The sequence below is a fragment of the Streptacidiphilus jeojiensis genome (genome assembly GCF_042510965.1).
GTDB lineage: Bacteria > Actinomycetota > Actinomycetes > Streptomycetales > Streptomycetaceae > Streptacidiphilus > Streptacidiphilus jeojiensis.
In genome coordinates this window covers 143,787-163,404 of record NZ_JBEUKS010000008.1, presented here as the reverse complement: position 1 = coordinate 163,404, position 19,618 = coordinate 143,787, and the positions used below count along the sequence as shown (strand labels likewise).

The window sequence follows — 19,618 nt, the reverse complement described above, 5'->3', positions numbered from 1 at the left end:
AACCTCAGGGGGTCCGATGCGTCGTCAGTCCATCGTCTGCACCGTCACGGCGGTCCTCGCCGTCGTCCTCGCGGGATGCAGCAGCGGAACCGGGAGTTCCGGTGCCGGCCCGGCGGCGCCCGGGAGTTCCACCGGTACCGCCGCCGCCGCCCTCGTGGACGTCAAGGTGGGGGTGATCCCCATCGTGGACGTCGCGCCGATCTACCTCGGTGTGAAGCAGGGCTTCTTCGCCGACCAGGGCCTCAAGCTCTCGCTGACCACCGCCCAGGGTGGCGCCGCGATCGTGCCCGGCGTCGTCAGCGGACAGTTCCAGTTCGGCTTCTCCAATGTGCTCTCGCTGATGCTGGCCGAACAGAACGGCGTGCCCATCAAGGCCATCTCCAACGGCGTGGCCTCCACCGGGGTGGCCGGCAAGGACTTCGGCGCCCTGGTGGTGAAGAAGGGCAGTGCGATCACCTCGGCCAAGGACCTGGTGGGCAAGAAGGTCGCCATCAACACCCTGAAGAACATCAACGAGGTCGCCGTGCGCGACTCGGTGCAGAAGGCGGGCGGCGACCCGAGCAAGGTGGGCTTCGTCGAGCTCGGCTTCGACGCGATGCCGGCCGCTCTCGCCAAGGGCCAGATCGACGCCGCCCTGGTGGTGGAGCCGGCGCTGGCCACCGTCAAGGCGCAGGGCGCCACGGTGATCGCCTCGCCGTACGTGGATGTCGCTCCCGAGCTGACCGTGGCGATGTACTTCACCTCGACCAGCTACGCCCAGCAGCACGCCGACGTGGTGAAGGAGTTCCAGACGGCGCTGGCCCAGTCGCTGGCCTACGCCGACGGCCACCCCGACGACGTGCGCGCGGTGCTCGGCAGCTACACCAAGATCCCGGCCGACACCCTCAAGCAGATCACGCTGCCGAGCTGGCCCGCCGACGTCAACCGCGCCTCGCTCCAGACGCTGGGTCAACTGGCGGTCGGCTACGGTCTGTTGACCAAGACCCCCGACCTCGACACGCTGCTTCCGTGAGCCGGACCGCACCCCCGGGGCCGCGCGGAGCGGCCCTCGGCACGGCCGGGCTGGTGGCCTTCGCAGCGCTGTGGGAGGCGGTGACCCGGACCGGGCTGGTCGACGGCCGGTTCCTGCCGCCGTTCAGCCGCACCGTCGCGGCCCTGGGCCGGGAGCTCGGGGACGGCGCCTTCTGGTCGGCGCTCGGCGACACGCTGACCGGTTGGGCGCTGGGCCTGACCATCGCCACCGCCGCCGGGATCGCCGCGGGGTTCGTGATCGCCGTCGTCCCGTACCTGCGCCGGGCCACCGCGTCGACCATCGAGTTCCTGCGGCCGATCCCCTCGGTGGCGCTGATCCCGCTGGTGGTGCTGGTCTACGGCACCGAGATCGCCTCGGTGCTGGTGCTGGTGGTCTACGCCTCGTTCTGGCAGGTGCTGGTCCAGGTCCTCTACGGGGCCCAGGACGTCGACCCGGTGGCGGAGGAGACGGCCAGGGCCTACGGCCTGGGCCCCTGGGCCCGGCTGCGGCACGTGCTGTGGCCGACCGCCCTGCCGTACCTCATGACCGGCGTGCGGCTGGCCGCCGCGGTCGCGCTGATCCTCGCGATCACCGCCGAACTGGTGATCGGCGCACCGGGGTTGGGCAACCTGATCGCGGTCGCCCAGGACTCCCAGGCGGTGCCGGAGATGTACGCACTGATCCTGGTCACCGGGCTGCTGGGGGTGGCGGTCAACGTCGGCGCCCGCGCGGTGGAGCGCCGCGCCCTGGCCTGGCACCAGTCGGTACGCGGGGAGGTGCCGGTGTGAGCGGTGCCGGTGTGAGAGCCGCACTCCGCATGGGCGGCGCGCTGCTGCTGGTGGTCGGGCTGCCCGCGGTGCTGGTGACGGTGTGGTGGTTCGCCTCGGCCGGCAGCACCAGCTTCTACGAGCCGCCGCTGCACCGGATCGTGTGGACCTTCGGCAGGGTGTGGACCCCGGAGCGGCTCCGCGCCGATGTGCTGCCGAGCGTGCTCCGCCTGCTCGGCGGCTATGCGCTGGCCGGGGTGGCCGGCGTCGGCTGCGGCGTGCTGCTCGGCTCCTACCGCACCGCGCGGGCGGTGGCCGAGCCGGTGCTGGAACTGTTCCGTGCGGTTCCGCCCCCGGTGCTGGTGCCGGTCATCATGCTCTTCGCCGGTATCGGCGACACCATGAAGGTCGTGGTCATCGCCTTCGGCTGCTTCTGGCCGGTGCTGCTCAACACCGTCGAGGGGGTCCGGGCGGTGGACCAGGTGGCCGACGAGACCGCCCGTTGCTACGGCGTCCGGGGCGGCCGTCGGCTGCTGCGCCTGGTGCTGCCCTCGGCCGGCCCGCAGATCATGGCCGGGCTGCGGCAGGCGCTCTCCATCGGGATCATCCTGATGGTCATCAGTGAGATGTTCGCCGCCGGCAGCGGCATCGGCTTCACCGTCGTCGAGTTCCAACGCAGCTTCGCCATCCCGGAGATGTGGACCGGGATCCTGGTCCTCGGCCTGCTGGGAGTGGTCCTGTCGCTGCTGTTCCGGCTGGTCGAGCAGCGGGTGCTCGGCTGGTACCACGGGCTGCGCGGGGCGCGGCGGGAGGGAGGGGGCGGACATGCTTGAGATCAGGCACCTCCGGAAGGTCTACGAGGGCACCGGACGCTCGGTCGAGGCGATCCGCGACATCGACTTCACCCTGGCGCAGGGCGAGTTGGTGTGCCTGGTCGGTCCGTCCGGCTGCGGCAAGACCACGCTGCTGAAGTGCGTCGCTGGGCTGCTGCGGCCGAGCGCGGGTTCGGTCCTGCTGGACGGCTCCCCGGTGACCGGGCCCCGGTCGGGACTCGCCATCGTCTTCCAGGAGTACGGCCGCAGCCTCTACCCGTGGCTGCGGGTCGGCGACAACGTCGAACTGCCGCTGCGTCACCGCAAGGGCCTGTCGCGGACCGAGCGCCGCACCCGGGCGGCCGAGGCGCTGGCGGCGGTCGGCCTGGCCGAGGCCGGCCGCGCCTACCCGTGGGAGCTCTCCGGCGGCATGCAGCAACGGGTGGCCATCGCCAGGGCGCTGGCGTACCGCCCCGAGGTGCTGCTGATGGACGAGCCGTTCGCGGCCGTCGACGCGCAGACCCGGGCCGACCTGGAGGACCTGGTGCGCCGGCTCTGGACCGAGCGCGGGATGACCGTCCTGTTCGTCACCCACGACATCGACGAGGCGGTCTACCTGGGCGAACGTGTCCTGGTGCTGAGCCGGTCGCCGACCGTGGTGCTGGAGCAGATCGAGGTCGGCCTGCCGGCCCGCCGCGACCAGCTGACCACCCGCGCGGACCCGGAGTTCACCCGACTGCGCACCCGCGTCCTGGAACGCATCCGCGGCACCGTCCCCGACGCGGCGGCCCGGGACCAGTAGCCGCCCGTGCCGGTCAGCCGTTTCCGCGGCAGAGGTCGTCGCCGAGAGCGGTGCGGGCGTAGAGCACGCTCCGGCCGTGGCGGGCCCGGTGCAGCAGCCGTGCCTGCAGCAGCACGCCGAGGTGCTGGCTCACCGCCGCCGGGGTGACGCCGAGCCGGCGGGCCAGCTCGGTGGTGGACGCGGGCTCGCCGAGCAGGACCAGCAGTCGGGCCCGGGCCCGACCGAGCAGGCGTTCCAGTGCCGCGTCGGTGGGCGGGGGCGAGACCGTCTCCGCCATGGTGGCCCGACCGCGGGCCGGATAGATGATCAGCGGGGCGGCACCGGGCTCGATCGCGGTGATGGCGCCCTGGGCGAAGAGGGTCGGCACGAGCACGAGACCCTTGCCGTCGACCGGCACCTCGCCGGACGGCAGGTCGGGCCAGTGGTCCCAGGCGATCGTCAGTGTGCCCTGCTGCCAGCGCAGTCGTGGGTCGATGTCGGCGAAGAGCGCGTCGGCCCCGCCCTGGGCGAGCCTGCGGGCGCGGTACACGATGTCCGCGTCGAGCACCGAGCGGGCGCGTGGCCACCAGGCGGGGGCGAGGCAGCGCTCCCAGTAGGCCTCGATCGCGTCGGCGATGCGGGCGAGCAGACGGGCCGGGTCGTCCAGGCCCTCGCGCAGCGGCGCCGGCAGGACGCGGTCGTGCGGCAGGTAGGTGCGGCCCAGGTCGGCGCGGATCAGCTCCGGCGGGGTGGCCCGCAGGACCGCCAGTTCGTCGGGGAAGCTGGGCGAGGGGCTGCCGGGTCTGGGCGTCAGGAAGTCGGGGATCCACCGGTTGGACGCCACCAGGGAGAGCAGCAGCCCGGTGTCGGCGGGGCCGAGGAGTTCGAAGTCGTCCCGCAGGCGCCGGAACCAGGGGATCTGCTCGGCGTAGTAGCCGGGATGGGTCCACATGCGGATACTCAGCACCGCCTCCTGCAGGGCGGAGCAGGCGAAGGCGGTGGAGGCGAGGTCGGCGAGGCCGAGCCGGAATCGGACCATGAAGCTGCACGCTAAATCACTTCGCCCCCATGCCGACAGGCGATGGGATGATCGCATGAGCGAGACCGCCGACCTGCTGCTGGGCTGCACGATCCTGCTGGGCGCGTCCGTGCAGCGGATGTCGGGGATCGGGTTCGCCCTGGTCGCCGCGCCGGTGCTGGTGCTGCTCCTCGGTCCGGCCCAGGGTGTTCTGCTGTCCAACTGCGCGGCGGGGGTCATCAGCGCGATCGGTCTCACCGAGGGTTGGCGGCGGGTTCGCCCGACCGCGATGCTGCCCCTGGTCGCCGCGGCCGCGTGCACCGTGCCGGTCGGCAGTTGGGTGGTCACCCGGCTGCCCGAACCGGTGCTGCTCACCGGCATGGGGGCCTTGGTCGCCGCGAGCGTGCTGCTGGTGATGGGCGGCACCCGGGTGCCCGCCCTGCGCGGCGTCCGGGGAGCCGTGGCCGCGGGCGCGGCCAGCGGCTTCATGAACTCCTCGGCCGGAGTCGGCGGTCCGGCGCTGTCCCTGTACGCGGTCAACGCGGACTGGACGGCACAGGAGTTCGTCCCGAACGCCCAGTTCTACGGGGTCGTGGTGAACGCGCTCTCGATCGCGGCCAAGGGCGTCCCGCACCTCACGCCGGTACCCTGGCTGCTGGTCGGAGCCGGGATCGCGGCGGGCTCCGTGATCGGGAAGGCCCTGGCCCAACGGGTGCCGGAGCACCGGGCCCGGCAGACGGTACTGCTGCTCTCCCTGGCCGGCGGGATCACCACCCTCGCCAAGGGGCTCTGGGGCCTCTGACTTTTGACCAGTGCTCGGCCAGCGCTCGTGCGGAGCCGTCCTAGCACTCGATGACGTTGACGGCGAGGCCGCCGCGGCTGGTCTCCTTGTACTTGACCTTCATGTCGGCGCCGGTCTCCTTCATGGTCTTGATGGCCTTGTCCAGGGAGACGTGGTGGCGGCCGTCGCCGCGCAGGGCCATCCGGGCGGCGGTGACCGCCTTGACCGAGGCCATCCCGTTGCGTTCGATGCAGGGGATCTGCACCAGTCCGCCGACCGGGTCGCAGGTGAGGCCGAGGTTGTGCTCGATGCCGATCTCGGCGGCGTTCTCGACCTGCTCGGGGGTGCCGCCCAGCACCTCGGCGAGGCCGCCCGCAGCCATCGAGCAGGCCGAGCCGACCTCTCCCTGGCAGCCGACCTCGGCGCCGGAGATGGAGGCGTTCTCCTTGAAGAGCATCCCGATGGCGCCGGCCGTCAGCATGAAGCGGACGATGCCTTCGTCGTCGGCGCCCGGGATGAAGTTCAGGTAGTAGTGCAGCACCGCCGGGATGATGCCGGCCGCGCCGTTGGTCGGGGCGGTGACCACCCGGCCGCCGGAGGCGTTCTCCTCGTTGACGGCCATCGCGTAGAGGGTGACCCACTCCATCGCGTTGGCCGGGCCGATGCCCTCGACCCGCAGCGCCCGCGCCGCCGGTGCGGCCCGGCGCCGGACCTTGAGGCCGCCGGGCAGGATGCCCTCGTGGTTCATGCCGTTGCGGACGCACTCCTGCATGACCCGCCAGATCTCCAGCAGACCCGCCCGGATCTCCGGCTCCGACCGCCAGGCCTTCTCGTTCTCCATCATCAGCGCGGAGACCGAGAGCCCGGTCTCGTTGGTCCAGCGCAGCAGGTCGGCGCCGGTGCGGAAGGGGTACCGCAGCACGGTGTCGTCGGGCTTGACCCGGTCCGCGCCGATGGCGTCCTCGTCCACCACGAAGCCGCCGCCGACCGAGTAGTAGGTCTTCTCCAGCAGCGGAACCCCGGCCGCGTCGTAGGCGCAGAGGGTCATCCCGTTCGCGTGGTACGGCAGTGACCTGCGGCGGTGCAGCACCAACTGGGTGTCGGCGTCGAAGGCGATCTCGTGCAGGCCCAGCAGCCGCAGCCGCCGCTCCGCCTTGATCCGCTCCACGTCCAGGTCCGCCTGGAGGATGTCCACGGTGCGCGGAGAGTTCCCCTCCAGCCCCAGCAGGACCGCCTTGGGGGTGCCGTGCCCGTGCCCGGTCGCGCCGAGCGAGCCGAAGAGCTCGGCCCGCACCGAAACGGTCTGTGCCAGCACGCCCTCGGACTTCAGCCGCCGGGCGAACATCCGGGCCGCGCGCATCGGTCCGACGGTGTGCGAGCTGGAGGGCCCGATCCCGATGGAGAAGAGGTCGAAGACGCTGATGGCCACGGTGAACCTTTACAGAGAGAGAAAGTTGCAACCCCCCAGGGGCGCGGGGAACTGCGCGAGCAACCCACCACCTACGCAGTGGACCGCTTCCGACAGCAACCCCGCGCCCCCGGTCCCGGACTACAGCTCCGGGTAGAGCGGGTACTTAGCCGCCAACGCAGCAACCCGCTGCGCCAACGCTTCACGCTTCTCGTCGAACGACGGCTTCAGCGCCTCCGCGATGACATCGGCCACCTCCGCGAAGTCCTCCGCGCCGAACCCACGGGTGGCCAGCGCCGGAGCGCCGATCCGCAGGCCCGAGGTGACCATCGGCGGACGCGGGTCGAAGGGAACCGCGTTGCGGTTGACGGTGATGCCGACCGCGTGCAGCCGGTCCTCCGCCTGCTGGCCGTCCAGCTCGGACTTCCGCAGGTCCACCAGGACCAGGTGGACGTCGGTGCCGCCGGAGAGCACCGACACGCCGGCCTCGGTGGCGTCCGGGCGGGTGAGCCGCTCGGCGAGGATCTTCGCGCCTTCGAGGGTACGCCGCTGCCGGTCCTTGAACTCGTCCGTCGCCGCGACCTTGAAGGAGACCGCCTTGGCCGCGATCACATGCTCCAGCGGACCGCCCTGCTGGCCCGGGAAGACCGCGGAGTTGATCTTCTTGGCGTACTCGGCCTTGGAGAGGATCACGCCGCCGCGCGGGCCGCCGAGGGTCTTGTGGGTGGTGGTGGTGACCACGTCGGCGTAGGGGACCGGCGAGGGGTGCAGCCCCGCCGCCACCAGGCCGGCGAAGTGCGCCATGTCCACCATCAGCAGCGCGCCCACCGAGTCGGCGATCCGCCGGAACGCGGCGAAGTCCAGCTGCCGCGGGTAGGCGGACCAGCCCGCGATGATCAGCTGCGGCTGGTGCTCCTTGGCGAGGCGCTCGACCTCGTCCATGTCGACCAGGTTGGTCTCGGCGTCCACGTGGTACGCGGCCACGTTGTAGAGCTTGCCGGAGAAGTTGATCTTCATGCCGTGGGTCAGGTGCCCGCCATGGGCCAGGTCCAGGCCCAGGATGGTGTCGCCCGGCTTGAGCAGCGCGAACATCGCCGCGGCGTTGGCCGAGGCGCCCGAGTGCGGCTGGACGTTGGCGTGCTCCGCGCCGAACAGCTCCTTGACCCGGTCGATCGCCAGCTGCTCGACCACGTCGACGTGCTCGCAGCCGCCGTAGTAGCGGCGGCCCGGGTAGCCCTCGGCGTACTTGTTGGTGAGGACCGAGCCCTGTGCCTCCAGCACCGCCACCGGGGCGAAGTTCTCGGAGGCGATCATCTCCAGGGTGGACTGCTGGCGGTGCAGCTCGGCGTCCACCGCCGCAGCGACCTCGGGGTCGAGGGAGTGCAGGGACTGGTTCAGAACCGTCATGTCTTTCGTTCCCTAAAGGACTAGGCGCCGGTGTGGGCGGAGTACTCGTCGGCGGTCAGCAGGCCCTCGGGGGTGCCGTCGAGCCGGATCTTGAACAGCCAGCCCTCGGCGAAGGGGGCGGAGTTGACCAGGGCGGGGTCGTCCACCACGGCCTGGTTGGCCTCGACCACCTCGCCGGTGGCGGGGGAGTAGAGGTCGCTGACCGACTTGGTCGACTCCAGCTCGCCGCAGGTCTCGCCGGCGGAGACGGTCTGGCCGACCTCGGGGAGCTGCACGTAGACGACGTCACCGAGCGCGTCGGCGGCGAACGCGGTGATTCCCACGGTGGCCACGCCGTCCTCGACGGCCGTCAGCCACTCGTGTTCCTTGCTGTAGGTGAGGTGCTGGGGGTTGCTCATGGCTGCGATTCTCCAGGATGAGGAAGGGGAGGGCGAAACGGGTCCGTACAGGAAGACGGCGGCGGCTATCGGGCGCGCGTGTAGAACGGCAGCTCGACGACCTCGACCGGCTCGTGCGTGCCGCGGACGTCCACGGCCACCGCGGTCCCGGGGGCGGCGTGCGCGGCGTCCACGTACGCCATCGCGATCGGCTTCCCCAGGGTGGGGGAGGGGGCGCCGGAGGTGATGCTGCCGATGACCGTGCCGTCGCCCGACACCACCGGCATCCCGGCCCGGGGCACCCGGCGGCCGGGGGAGACCAGGCCGACCCGGACCCGCGGCGGGTGGGTGGCGGCCAGCTCGGCCGCCTTCTCCAGGGCCTCGCGGCCGACGAAGGCGCCGCCGTTGGTGGTCTTGTCGAAGCGGACCACCCGGCCCAGGCCGGCGTCGAACGGGGTCAGCTCGGTGCTGAGCTCGTGCCCGTACAGCGGCATCCCGGCCTCCAGCCGCAGGGTGTCCCGGCAGGACAGCCCGCAGGGCACCAGGCCCTTGGCCGCGCCCGCCTCGGACAGTGCGTTCCACAGCGGCTCGGCGTCGCCGGGGGCCACGAACAGCTCGAAGCCGTCCTCGCCGGTGTAGCCGGTGCGGGCCAGCAGCGCCGGGCGGCCGGCCACGGTGGCGGGCAGCGAGGTGTAGTACTTCAGCGCCGGCAGGTCGGCGTCGGTCAGCGGGGCCAGGATCGCGGTCGCCTCCGGGCCCTGGATCGCGATCAGCGCGTAGGCGTCGCGGTCGTCGCGCACCTCGGCGTCGAAGCCCTCGGCGCGCGCCGTCAGCTCGTCCAGCACCAGCTGGGCGTTGGAGGCGTTGGCGACGACCAGGAACTCCGCCTCGCCGGTGCGGTAGACGATCAGGTCGTCCAGGATGCCGCCGTCGGCCGCGCAGATCATGGTGTAGCGGGCCTTGTTCACGGCCAGTGCCGAGACGAAGCCGACCAGCGCGTGGTCCAGCAGTTCCCCGGCCTGCGGGCCGGTCACGGCGATCTCCCCCATGTGGGAGAGGTCGAACAGGCCGGCCCGGGTGCGGACGGCGTTGTGCTCCTCGCGCTCGCTGCCGTAGCGCAGCGGCATGTCCCAGCCGGCGAAGTCGGTCATGGTGGCGCCGAGGGCGCGGTGGACCTGGTCCAGCGCGGTGTATCGCAGGGTCATGGACACTCTCCTGATAGCTCTCAAGGACATGCTGCGGCAGGGGCTCCCCCTCTGTCGCTGCGACCTGAGAGCTTCACCGTGTCGCCCACCGATAGGAGGAGGGGACAGCGGCTTGCACCGTTGGTGGGTCCGCCAGTGGCGGACCGCTTTCCAGATGTGCCTAGCCCGTGCGGTATGGGTGCCTGAGAGATTCCGGGGAGGGCTTGCTCCTTCGGCGCCGGCTGCGCACCCTGGGGTACGGCCTGGCTCTCCCGCGCGGGTTCGAACGGCCGGTGTGGAGTTGTTGGTCGCGCTCATCATGGCACGTCCCGGCCCGCTACTGTGTCGGCCAGACGACAGTGTGACGGAGAACGGCGGTACCCGCAGATGCACCCGGCCATCCCCCCGCAGCCGGACGGCCCGCAGCCGGGCTGGCCGGCGAACGACCTGGAGCGGGTGCTGGCCGCCGCCGTGGGCGACCCCGGCGCCACCCCGAGGGTGGTCGAGGTGCTGCGCCGCTCCGTCGTCTGGGTGCCGCTGCCGGGTGGCGGCGGCTACGACGCGGGGACCCTGGAGCTGCCGACCACCGAGCTGGCCGGGCAGCCCTTCGTCCCGGTGTTCAGCTCGGAGGAGCAGCTGCGCCGGGTCGCCGGGCCGATGTCCTTCACCGTCGCGCCGGTGCGCGAGCTGGCCCAGGGGATGCCGCTGGGCGTCGGCATCGTGGTCAACCCTGAGGGCGCGGTCGGCATGCCGGTCCCGGCGGCCGGGGTCGCCGAGCTGTGCGGACGGGCGGCCGACGGCCCCTCCGGGGAGGGCTCGGCCGAGGAGCGCGGCGCGCGGGTCGGGCTGCGGGTCCCGGAGCCGTACGAGGAGCCGGTGGAGTTCCTGGCCGCCGTGGTGGACGAACTCGCCCGGGTACCGGTCGTGCTGACGGCCCGTCGGGTGCTGGCCCGGGTCGAGGCCGACCAGGAGAAGCTGTTCGTCGGGGTGGAGCTGGACCGCTGGCAGCCGGAGGACCAGGCGGCGGTGACCCAGGGGCTGGGCCTGGCCCTGGGCCGCGCCCCGCTGCCCTGGGAGCTCGGGGTGGTGCTGCTGGACCTGGCGCAGGACCCGGTCGGCGACTGGATGCTCACATCTGTCGCACCGTTCTTCGAACGGCACCCCTCGGAGCACTAGGCTGATCGTTCGGGCCGCTGACCGTTCGGGCCGGGGTGCCCGGCAGCACGGGCCGAGCAGCGCAGAACAGAGCAGCGCAGAGTATGGGAGAGGACGTCGTGGTGGAGCCAGGGGGCGGGAGCGCCGTCGAACAGGCGCTGCGGGAGGTGTCCCCGGGGCGCTACGACACCTACGAGGCGCTGCTGGGCGCGGTGGCCACGAGCCAGGTGTGGATGCTGCTGTGGCACGGCGAGCCCGGCCGGCCCGACGCCCAGTACGGCAACATGGAGGTCGGCGGCTTCGGCTACGCCCCCTGCGTGACCTCGCCCGAGCAGCTCGCCGCCAGCGGCTGGAGCCGCGCCTGGCAGGTCAGCGCCGGCCGGGACATCGCGGCCGCGCTCTACCGCGAGCGCTGGGGGCTGTGGCTGAACCCGCACCAGCCCGGTGGCGGGGTCGGGCTGCCCTGGGCCGACCTGCGCCGGATCGCCGGGGGCCTGGACCGGCTGCCGGCCGGACCGCTGGTGATCGACGATCCGCAGCTGGCCAATCCGCAGCTGGCGGCCGACCGGTTCTACGCCCTGCTCAACCAGGCCGCCCAGGGCACCCCGGCGGTGCGCTCGCTGCGCCGCGCCTGGGTCCGTCCGGCCTGGGGCGACCCCTATCTGGTGATCGGCCTGGACCTCTTCGACTCCGGCCCGCAGGCGGTCGAGTCGGTGCGGCTGATGATGCAGCACGCCCTGCCCGGAGCCCCGGCCGGGGTCGCGGTGTCCACGGTCGCGATGTCCGACCCGTACGACCCGGTGGCGATGTGGCTGCAGGCACGCGCGCTGCCGTTCTTCGACCGCACGGCGAGCGGCGGCGGATACGGATACCCGTACTACCAGCGGTAGGCGCGGGCAGCACAAAGGGGGCGCATCGTCTGAGGGATGCACCCCCTTCGTGCTGCGGGCCGGCGGCCGGGGTCACTCCGGAGCGACGACCTGCTTGACCTCGGGGAAGTGGCAGGCGGCCTGGTGGCCCTCGGCCGATCCGATCAGCTGCACCAGCGGCGGCTCCTGGCTGGCGCAGATGTCCTGGGCCTTCCAGCAACGGGTGCGGAAGCGGCAGCCGGAGGGCGGGTTGATCGGGCTGGGCACGTCGCCGGTCAGCCGGATCCGCTCGCGGCGCTGCTCGCTGTCCGGGTCCGCCTCGGGGACGGCGGACAGCAGCGCGTGCGTGTACGGGTGCTGCGGACGCAGGTAGAGCGTCTCCCGGTCGGCGATCTCGACGATCTTCCCCAGGTACATCACCGCGACCCGCTCGGAGAAGTGGCGGACCACCGCGAGGTCGTGGGCGATGAACAGGAAGGAGAGGTTGAACTCCCGCTGCAGGTCCTGCAGCAGGTTCACCACCTGCGCCTGGATCGACACGTCCAGCGCGGAGACCGGCTCGTCGGCGACGATCAGCTTGGGCCGCAGGGCGAGCGCCCGGGCGATGCCGATGCGCTGCCGCTGGCCGCCGGAGAACTCGTTGGGGTACCGGTTGTAGTGCTCCGGGTTCAGGCCGACGATCTCCAGCAGCTCCTGGGCCCGCTTCTTGTGCCCCTGCGGCGGGTTGATGCCGTTGAGCTTCATCGGGGTCTCGATGATCGTCCCGACCGTGTGCCTCGGGTTCAGCGAGGAGTACGGGTCCTGGAAGATCATCTGCAGGTTCTGCCGGGCCTCACGCATGGTGGAGACCCGCTTGTGGGTGATGTCCTCGCCGTCGAAGACGATGCTGCCCGCAGTCGGCTCCAGCAGCCGGGTGACCAGGCGGCCGGTGGTCGACTTGCCGCAGCCGGACTCGCCGACCAGGCCCAGCGACTCGCCGGCCTTCACCGAGAGGTCGATGCCGTCGACCGCGCGGACCGCGCCGACCTGGCGCTGGAACACGATGCCCTGCCGGATCGGGAAGTGCATCCGCAGGCCCTCGACCCGCAGCAGCTCGTCACCGCCGCTCGTCGGCACCGCGGATCCGTCACGAGGAGCGGGTACGGTCTTGGTGGTGCTCACGCCAAACTCCTGTTCGTCCGCCGCCGTCACTTCGCGAGCCGATCGGCTGCGCTGCGGATCTCGATCTTGTTCTCAGCGGTCAGATGGCAGGCCGCGATGTGCTTGTCGGTTCCGGGAACCGGGAGGAGCTCGGGCCGCTCGGTGGAGCAGCGGTCGTCCGGCACCTGGTCCTTGAACGCGCAGCGCGGGTGGAAGGCGCAGCCGGTCGGCAGGTTGATCAGGCTGGGCGGCGATCCCTGGATCGGGTTGAGCCGCTCGGTGACGTCCCCGCCCAGATGCGGCATGGACTGCAGCAGGCCCCAGGCGTAGGGGTGTTCCGGCGTCTTCAGCACGTCGCGGACGCTGCCGTACTCGATGCGCCGGCCGCCGTACATCACCAGGATGTCGTCGGCTATCTCGGCGACCACGCCCAGGTCGTGGGTGATGATGATGACCGCGGAGCCGAACTCCTCCTGCAGGTCCCGGATCAGGTCCAGGATCTGGGCCTGGACGGTCACGTCCAGGGCGGTGGTCGGCTCGTCGGCGATCAGCAGCTCGGGGTTGCAGACCAGCGACATCGCGATCATGGCGCGCTGGCGCATACCGCCGGAGAACTGGTGCGGGTAGTCCTTGACCCGGCGCTCCGGCTGGGGGATGCCGACGCGCTTGAGCATCTCCACGGCACGGTCCCTGGCCTCGGCCTTGGAGACCTTGTGGTGCACCCGGTAGGCCTCGGCGATCTGGGCGCCGATGGTGAAGAAGGGGTGCAGCGCGGACAGCGGGTCCTGGAAGATCATGGACACCTTGTTGCCGCGCAGCGACCGCATGTCCTGCTCCGACATGCTGACCAGCTCGTCGCCGTCCAGCCACACCTCGCCGGAGACCCGGGCGCGGCTGCCCTTGTGCAGGCCGAGCAGGGCGGCGGAGGTGACGGACTTTCCGGAGCCGGACTCGCCGACGATGCCGAGGGTCTGACCCTTCTGGAGCGCGAACGACACCCCGTCGACGGACTTGACGATTCCGTCGTCGGTCGGGAAGTGCACGCGCAGGTCCCGGACCTCGAGGAAGGAGGAAGGAGGTGCCACGTCCACGGACTGCGGCGAGATTTCGATGGCCACGGGGAGCTTCCTTGGGCGGGTCAGGCGAGGCGTACGCGGGGGTCGATGATGCCGTACACCATGTCGACCACCACGTTGGCGAGGACGATGAAGGTCGCGGCGAAGAGCGTGGTGCCCAGGATCACCGGCAGGTCGGAGTTGGTGACGGAGTCGACGGCGAGCTTGCCGATGCCGTTGATGCCGAACACCGACTCGGTGATGACCGCGGAACCGCCGATCAGCGAGCCGAGGTCCATGCCGAAGATGGTGACGATCGGGGTGATCGCGGCGCGCAGACCGTGCTTGATGATCACGGTCCGGGCCGGCAGCCCCTTGGCCCGCGCGGTCCGGATGTAGTCCTCACCCAGCACCTCGAGCATCGAGGAGCGGCTGAGCCGGGTGTACAGCGCGAGGAACAGGATGACCAGGGTGGCCCAGGGCAGGATCAGCCCCTGGAACCAGGCGACCGGATCCTGGGTGATCGGCGTGTAGTTGGGGGTCGGCAGGATGGAGAACTTGTCGACGAAGACGTACATCAGCAGCAGACCGACGAAGTAGATCTGCAGTGAGACGCCGACCAGTGCCGCACCGACGGCGATCTTGTCGGCGGCCCTGCCCTTGCGTACGGCCGCGAGGACGCCGAGGCCGACGCCGAGGATCAGGAAGACCACGGCCGCACCGAGGGCCAGCGAGAGGTCCACCGGGAAGTCCTGCAGCAGGGTGTCCAGCACCGGGGTGTCGGTCTGGAACGAGATGCCCAGGCAGGGGGCGTGGCAGTGGACGATCAGGCTGGCGTCGCCGTAGTCGCGGCCGACGAACAGGCCCTTGAAGAACTCCCAGTACTGGGTGGTGATGCTCTGGTCCAGACCGAGTGAGTGCTTGATCTCGAGCAGACGCGAGGGTGAGCAGGTCTTGCCGCAGGCCAGCAGAGCAGGGTTGGAAGGGAGCGCGAAGAAGATGAAGAAGGTGATCATGCTGATCACCAGCAGGATGACGGCTGCCGCGAGCAGGCGCCGAATCAGGTAACGAAGCATGCGGTGCTGGGCTCCGGCATGGACCGGGGCCGCCTCCCTTGTGCTTGGGGCCGGCGGGGAGTGCCCGGTCGGCGGCGCGGGCCGCCGACCGGGCGTTGGAACGGGGTGGGACTACTTCTTGATGTAGGCGCGCACCAGGCTGGGCTCAGCCAGAACGGTGTCCTTGATGATGCCGCCGACCTTGGAGCCCGAGAGCTCGGTGAAGTTCATGTACATCAGCGGCACGACGGCCGCCTGCGCCAGGACCGACTTGTCGATGGCGCCCCAGGCGGCGTTGCGCGCCGTCGGGTCGGTCATCGTGGTGGCGGCCTGGAGCGCCGCGTTGATCGACGGGACGTTCAGGTACGAGGCGTCCCAGTTGGACTGCGGCGAAGCGGTGATCTGCTTGCCGTTGAACAGGGTCGGCAGCACGGTCGAGGCGTTCGGCCAGTCCGCGATCCAGTCCTGCCAGGTCATGTCGTACTGGTTCTTGGTGTTCGACGTGGTGGAGAAGTAGTTCGCCGCGTCGATCGGGGTGATGTTGACGGTGATCCCGATCTTCGCCAGCGAGGCCTTCACGGCGTCGGCGAAGTGGGTCTGCGTGGTCACGCCGCCCTCGACCGCCAGGGACAGCGTCGGGGTCGGGTTGCCGGCCTCCGCCATCAGCGCCTTGGCCTTGGTGAGGTCACCGCTCGGGTCGGTGGCGTACAGGTTGAACTGGGTGTAGCCGCCCATGCCCGGGTTCAGCATGGTGGTGGCGTAGTCGCCGTAGGCCGAGCCGCCGAAGGCACCGCGGACGGTGGTCTTGTCGATGGCGTACTCGATCGCCTGGCGGACCTTGATGTTGGTGATCCGGGTGGTGTTCAGCGCCAGGTAGTTGATGCCGGGGGCGGCGATCTTGTAGTACCGGTCCTGCACCGACTTGTTGTTGGCGATGCTGGCGAGGTCGGCACCGGCGATCGGCCACTGCTGGATCGAGGTCTGCGCGCTGCCGGTGTTGGCGACCAGCTGCTGGTCGATCGCGGCCTCGTCCTGGCCGAACTTGAAGTCGATCTCGTCGACGTTCTGCTGGCGGATCACGTCCGTGGACTGGTCCCAGTACTTGTTCTTGACCAGAACAAGTTCCTTGTTCTTGGTGTAGGACTGGATCTGGTAGGGACCGTCCGACCACACGTGGGTGTCGTACGTGGAGCCGGTGTCGTGCGCCTTCGGCACGGCGGACCAGCCCGGCATCGCGGTGGTCTCGTTGAAGTCAGCGGAGGACTGCACCAGGTTGAAGACGATGGTGTGGTCGTCCGGGGTCTGGATCGAGTCCAGCGACTTGCCGGTGTACGGGCCCTTGTAGTCCGCGCCGCCCACGAGCAGGCTCTGCGCGTAGGACGGACCGCCGGATATGTCGGCCGAGAAGGCACGCTCCACGCCGTACTTGACGTCCTGCGCGGTGACCGCGGTGCCGTCCTGGTACTTGATGCCGGTACGCAGGTGGAAGGTCCAGGTCTTGGCGTCGTTGCTGGGCGTGCCGGTGTCGGTGGCGAGGTCGCCGACCAGCTTCGGGGTGCCGGAGGACTCGTCCCAACCGGTCAGCGACCGGATGATCTCCAGGTCCGTGCTGGAACCCTCGGTGGTGTAGGTCCGCTGCGGGTCGATGTGGTCGAAGTCCGCCTTGTTCAGGACAGTCAGGGTGCCGCCCTTGGTGACTCCGCCTGAGCCGGAGGAGCTGGTGCTCTTGCTGGAACCGCCACAGGCGGTAACACCGAGGACCAGGGCCGTGGCAGACGCCAGAAGGGCGACTGAGCGCGTCCTACGCATCATCAGAAATGCTCCTTGTTTAGTAGATCCGTTCCCGGCCGTGCCCCTGGGGGCGAGGCGGGCCCGAAGCATGGGTGCCGCGTCAGCTGCGGTTGGCGCGCGGGTCGAGAGCGTCCCGGACGCCGTCACCGAGCAGGTTGAGGGCGAGGACGAGAATCAGCAGCAGGATGCCGGGGATGAACAGGTAGGTCGGGTCCTGCAGGAACCACTGGGCCGAGTCGGAGAGCAGCGACCCGAGGTCCGGGGCCGGCGGAACCACACCGACGCCCAGGTAGGAGAGGGCGGCCTCGGTGCTGATGTTGGCCGGCACCGCCAGGGCGAAGGAGATCAGGATCGGCGCCCAGATGTTCGGCAGCAGCTGGCGGAAGAGGATGTGCTGCCAGCCCGCGCCCATGATCCGGGCGGCGTCGACGAACTCGCGCTCGCGCAGGGACAGGACCTGCCCGCGTACCAGTCGGGCGGTGTAGGCCCAGGCGAAGACCGAGATGTTGAGGACCAGCACCAGCAGGCGCAGGTTCTCGTTGGTGCCGCCGTGTTCGTTGGTCTGCAGCGAGTTCTGGATCACCGGGGTCAGCGCGATGATGAACAGCAGCTGCGGGAACGCCAGCATCACGTCCATGATCCGGGACAGCAGGGTGTCGATCCAGCCGCCGAAGTAACCGGCCGTCAGACCCACCACCACGCCGACGACGGTGGAGAGCACCGCCGAGAGGAAGCCGACCAGCAGCGACGTGCGCATCCCGTAGATGATCCGGGCGAACAGGTCGTAGCCGGTGCCCGGCTCGACGCCCAGCAGGTGGTTGAGGCTGATCCCGCCGAAGGACCCGATCGGGTAGTTGCCGGTGTCCGGGTTGATCGCGTTGTTGTCCGGGGTGATCGGTCCCCAGCCGCCCAGCGAGCTGAGCAGCGGCGCGCCGACGGCGACGAGGATGAAGAGCACCGATACGGTCAGCGCGACCAGGCTCACCTTGTCGCGCCTCAGGCGCATCCAGGCGGCTCGGGCCGGGGACCGCCCGGCGATGGCGGTTGCGGCGGCCATGGCACTGCCGTCGGCGGCTGCTTCCGACCGGTCCTCGACGAGAGCGGCTGCCTCGCCAGTGGCATCGGTCGGATGGGGTGGCATGGTCATGGTGCGGACATCCCCAGTTTTCGGGTCAGAGTTTTTCTCATCGCTGCGCGGTGAGGGGACTCTACGCAAGTAGTTTTTAGCTCCTCAAGGGCGGGAACCGCCCTGAGACCAGAATGAGATCATGCGAGATCCTGTCGTAATGATCGAATGTCCGAAATATCCATGAATAGCAGGCGGTTGGGGTTCTGTGACCGGCCGGTGAGCGTGGCCCTATGTCCCTTTTCTCGGCATTTAGGTAGACACCCCGTCCAGTGGTGCATTTTGCTTTTTCTTTGCCCCGCTGTCTGCCATGTGAGATGGACAGAAGTTTCGGCCGTGTGAACTGATACGCGTGGGCTGAAATGAATTGATCCATTCAAAGCGGGAGTGGCGCTCGGCGGCGCACCCGCGGCGAGCCGGTACAACTAGGGCTGTGACCTCGCAAATCTTCGCTCCGGGCGTGCAGCAGGTGCTCGACACGGTCGGAATCTTCGTCTTCGCCCTGTCCGGTGGCCTTCTGGCGGTCCGCAAGAACCTCGACATCTTCGGCATCGCGGTGCTGGCCGAGGTCACCGCGCTGGGCGGCGGGGTGTTCCGCGACCTGATCATCGGCGCGGTGCCGCCGGCCGCCTTCGAGAACAGGGGCTACTTCTTCACCCCGCTGGTGGCCTCGCTGGTGGTCTTCTTCCTGCACCCGGAGGTGCAGCGGATCAACCGCACCATCCAGGTGCTGGACGCGGCCGGCCTCGGGCTGTTCTGCGTGACCGGGACCGCCAAGGCCCATGACTTCGGCCTGGGATCGGTCGCCGACATCGCGCTGGGCATGGCCACCGCGGTCGGCGGCGGCGTCGCCAGGGACCTGCTCGCCCATGAGCTGCCCTCGCTGCTGCGCTGGGACCGGGCCCTGTACGCGGTACCCGCGCTGGTCGGTTCGAGCGTCGTCGCGGTGCTGATCGCACTGGACCGGCTGGACGGCGTCACCGGCACCCTGGCCGCGCTGACCGCCTTCGTGCTGCGGCTGCTGGCGCTGCGCTACGACTGGCGGGCGCCGAGAGCCTGGCACCGGGGGAGCGGCAGCAGTGCGGCGGACGACCCGGCCTGAGCCCGGGGCGGTCCTGCTAGCTGCGGGTGCGTCCGCCGTACTCCAGGGAGACCGCCTCGGCCGTGTCCAGCAGTTGCGGCACCAGCCGGCGCAGGGTGCCGATCGGGGCCACCACGGTCGGGGTGGATATCGAGCAGGCCGCGATCACCCGGCCGTCGATGCCGCGGATGGGCACCGCCACGCAGTTGACGGTCTCCTCGTACTCGCTGCGGTCCACCGCCCAGCCCTGGTCCCGCACCTGGGCGAGCTCCTCCAGCAGGGCCTCGGGCGTACGGATCGAGCGGACCGTGTAGGCGGGGAACTCCAGTGCCTCGGCGACCTCGCGGCGCCGGGCCTCGGGCAGGTCGGCCAGCAGCACCTTGGCCACCGCCGAGGCGGTCAGCGCGGCCCGCTTGCCGATCCGCGAGTACATCCGCACCGGGTAGCGGCTCTCCAGCTTGTCCACGTAGGTGACCTCGCCGTCCTCGTAGACGGCCAGGTGCACGGTGTGCCCGCAGCGCTCGTTGAGGGCCGCCAGGTGGGGTGCGGCGACGACCCGGACGTCGATGCTCTCCAGGGCCAGCTGGGCCAGCGAGAACAGCCGGCCGCCGAGGCGGTAGCGGTAGTCCGGCTGGCGGTGCACGAAGCCGTGCTCCTCCAGGGTGCGCAGCAGCCGCATCGCGGTGGACTTGTGCACCCCGATCCGGTTCGCCGCCTGCTCCAGCGAGGCGGGCCCCTCGGCCAGCGAGGCGAGGATCACCAGTGCCCGGTCCACCGTCTGTGTCATAAGCCCCGCCCG

The 19,618-nt window shown here is 70.5% G+C and carries 19 protein-coding genes and 1 riboswitch; of the genes, 8 read left to right on the top strand and 11 right to left on the bottom strand.

Going from position 1 to position 19,618, the window contains the following annotated elements; all coding sequences use genetic code 11:
* Positions 1–16 precede the first annotated feature (16 nt).
* The 4 genes from ABUW04_RS22995 to ABUW04_RS22980 are packed head-to-tail and all read left to right on the top strand — an operon-like array spanning position 17 to position 3,393.
* A complete protein-coding gene (locus tag ABUW04_RS22995) occupies positions 17–1,012 on the top strand; it encodes an ABC transporter substrate-binding protein (RefSeq protein ID WP_380566438.1) in 996 nt (331 codons plus the stop codon).
* Positions 1,009–1,800 carry an ABC transporter permease gene (locus ABUW04_RS22990; RefSeq protein WP_380566437.1) on the top strand — a complete coding sequence of 264 codons (792 nt, stop codon included), beginning with the start codon at positions 1,009–1,011 and terminating at the stop codon, positions 1,798–1,800. Before ABUW04_RS22995 ends, ABUW04_RS22990 begins: the two co-directional genes overlap by 4 nt.
* A gap of 29 nt (positions 1,801–1,829) precedes the next feature.
* The gene (locus ABUW04_RS22985) at positions 1,830–2,612 is read left to right on the top strand and encodes an ABC transporter permease (RefSeq protein ID WP_380566554.1); all 783 of its coding nucleotides are present in this window, start codon (positions 1,830–1,832) and stop codon (positions 2,610–2,612) included.
* Complete coding sequence (locus ABUW04_RS22980) at positions 2,605–3,393, top strand: ABC transporter ATP-binding protein (protein WP_380566436.1); 789 nt, start codon at positions 2,605–2,607, stop codon at positions 3,391–3,393. Before ABUW04_RS22985 ends, ABUW04_RS22980 begins: the two co-directional genes overlap by 8 nt.
* Before the next feature lie 13 nt (positions 3,394–3,406).
* Here ABUW04_RS22980 and ABUW04_RS22975 read toward each other — a convergent pair whose 3' ends face one another.
* Positions 3,407–4,411, bottom strand: coding sequence for an ArsR/SmtB family transcription factor (locus ABUW04_RS22975; RefSeq protein WP_380566435.1), 1,005 nt, complete (start codon positions 4,409–4,411; stop codon positions 3,407–3,409).
* Positions 4,412–4,466: 55 nt separating this feature from the next.
* On the opposite strand from ABUW04_RS22975, the gene ABUW04_RS22970 reads away from it, so the two are divergent.
* Positions 4,467–5,192 (top strand): sulfite exporter TauE/SafE family protein, encoded by a 726-nt coding sequence (locus ABUW04_RS22970; RefSeq protein WP_030262409.1) that lies wholly within the window; start codon positions 4,467–4,469, stop codon positions 5,190–5,192.
* A 40-nt stretch (positions 5,193–5,232) separates the two neighbouring features.
* Here ABUW04_RS22970 and ABUW04_RS22965 read toward each other — a convergent pair whose 3' ends face one another.
* The 4 genes from ABUW04_RS22965 to gcvT all read right to left on the bottom strand — a co-directional run bounded on the left by ABUW04_RS22965 (position 5,233) and on the right by gcvT (position 9,568).
* Positions 5,233–6,600 carry an L-serine ammonia-lyase gene (locus tag ABUW04_RS22965; protein ID WP_380566434.1) on the bottom strand — a complete coding sequence of 456 codons (1,368 nt, stop codon included), beginning with the start codon at positions 6,598–6,600 and terminating at the stop codon, positions 5,233–5,235.
* A 120-nt stretch (positions 6,601–6,720) separates the two neighbouring features.
* A complete protein-coding gene (glyA, locus tag ABUW04_RS22960; RefSeq protein ID WP_030262404.1) occupies positions 6,721–7,986 on the bottom strand; it encodes a serine hydroxymethyltransferase in 1,266 nt (421 codons plus the stop codon).
* A 20-nt stretch (positions 7,987–8,006) separates the two neighbouring features.
* Positions 8,007–8,384, bottom strand: a complete 378-nt coding sequence (gcvH, locus tag ABUW04_RS22955; protein WP_030262401.1) for a glycine cleavage system protein GcvH — start codon at positions 8,382–8,384, stop codon at positions 8,007–8,009.
* A gap of 65 nt (positions 8,385–8,449) precedes the next feature.
* Positions 8,450–9,568 (bottom strand): glycine cleavage system aminomethyltransferase GcvT, encoded by a 1,119-nt coding sequence (gcvT, locus tag ABUW04_RS22950; RefSeq protein ID WP_380566433.1) that lies wholly within the window; start codon positions 9,566–9,568, stop codon positions 8,450–8,452.
* A gap of 160 nt (positions 9,569–9,728) precedes the next feature.
* Positions 9,729–9,832: riboswitch (glycine riboswitch) on the bottom strand.
* 102 nt (positions 9,833–9,934) lie between these two features.
* On the opposite strand from gcvT, the gene ABUW04_RS22945 reads away from it, so the two are divergent.
* Together ABUW04_RS22945 and ABUW04_RS22940 are read left to right on the top strand one after the other, a co-directional pair.
* Positions 9,935–10,723 (top strand): enhanced serine sensitivity protein SseB, encoded by a 789-nt coding sequence (locus ABUW04_RS22945; protein ID WP_380566432.1) that lies wholly within the window; start codon positions 9,935–9,937, stop codon positions 10,721–10,723.
* Positions 10,724–10,806: 83 nt separating this feature from the next.
* Positions 10,807–11,592 carry an enhanced serine sensitivity protein SseB C-terminal domain-containing protein gene (locus tag ABUW04_RS22940; protein ID WP_030262393.1) on the top strand — a complete coding sequence of 262 codons (786 nt, stop codon included), beginning with the start codon at positions 10,807–10,809 and terminating at the stop codon, positions 11,590–11,592.
* A 72-nt stretch (positions 11,593–11,664) separates the two neighbouring features.
* Here ABUW04_RS22940 and ABUW04_RS22935 read toward each other — a convergent pair whose 3' ends face one another.
* From ABUW04_RS22935 to ABUW04_RS22915, 5 genes are all read right to left on the bottom strand, one after another.
* Positions 11,665–12,732: an ABC transporter ATP-binding protein gene (locus ABUW04_RS22935; RefSeq protein ID WP_380566431.1), complete on the bottom strand. Its 1,068-nt coding sequence runs from the start codon at positions 12,730–12,732 to the stop codon at positions 11,665–11,667.
* 26 nt (positions 12,733–12,758) lie between these two features.
* On the bottom strand, positions 12,759–13,829 hold the full coding sequence (locus tag ABUW04_RS22930; protein ID WP_030262388.1) for an ABC transporter ATP-binding protein: 1,071 nt from the start codon (positions 13,827–13,829) through the stop codon (positions 12,759–12,761).
* A gap of 20 nt (positions 13,830–13,849) precedes the next feature.
* Positions 13,850–14,842 (bottom strand): ABC transporter permease, encoded by a 993-nt coding sequence (locus tag ABUW04_RS22925; RefSeq protein ID WP_030262384.1) that lies wholly within the window; start codon positions 14,840–14,842, stop codon positions 13,850–13,852.
* A gap of 111 nt (positions 14,843–14,953) precedes the next feature.
* Complete coding sequence (locus ABUW04_RS22920; RefSeq protein ID WP_030262381.1) at positions 14,954–16,633, bottom strand: ABC transporter substrate-binding protein; 1,680 nt, start codon at positions 16,631–16,633, stop codon at positions 14,954–14,956.
* Between the two features lie 79 nt (positions 16,634–16,712).
* Positions 16,713–17,759: an ABC transporter permease gene (locus ABUW04_RS22915; protein ID WP_030262378.1), complete on the bottom strand. Its 1,047-nt coding sequence runs from the start codon at positions 17,757–17,759 to the stop codon at positions 16,713–16,715.
* Positions 17,760–18,171: 412 nt separating this feature from the next.
* Between ABUW04_RS22915 and ABUW04_RS22910 the strand changes: the two genes are divergently transcribed.
* Positions 18,172–18,840, top strand: a complete 669-nt coding sequence (locus tag ABUW04_RS22910) for a trimeric intracellular cation channel family protein (protein WP_030262375.1) — start codon at positions 18,172–18,174, stop codon at positions 18,838–18,840.
* A 16-nt stretch (positions 18,841–18,856) separates the two neighbouring features.
* Here the strand turns inward: ABUW04_RS22910 and ABUW04_RS22905 are convergent, their stop codons facing one another.
* Positions 18,857–19,606: an IclR family transcriptional regulator gene (locus ABUW04_RS22905; protein ID WP_030262371.1), complete on the bottom strand. Its 750-nt coding sequence runs from the start codon at positions 19,604–19,606 to the stop codon at positions 18,857–18,859.
* Positions 19,607–19,618 lie beyond the last annotated feature (12 nt).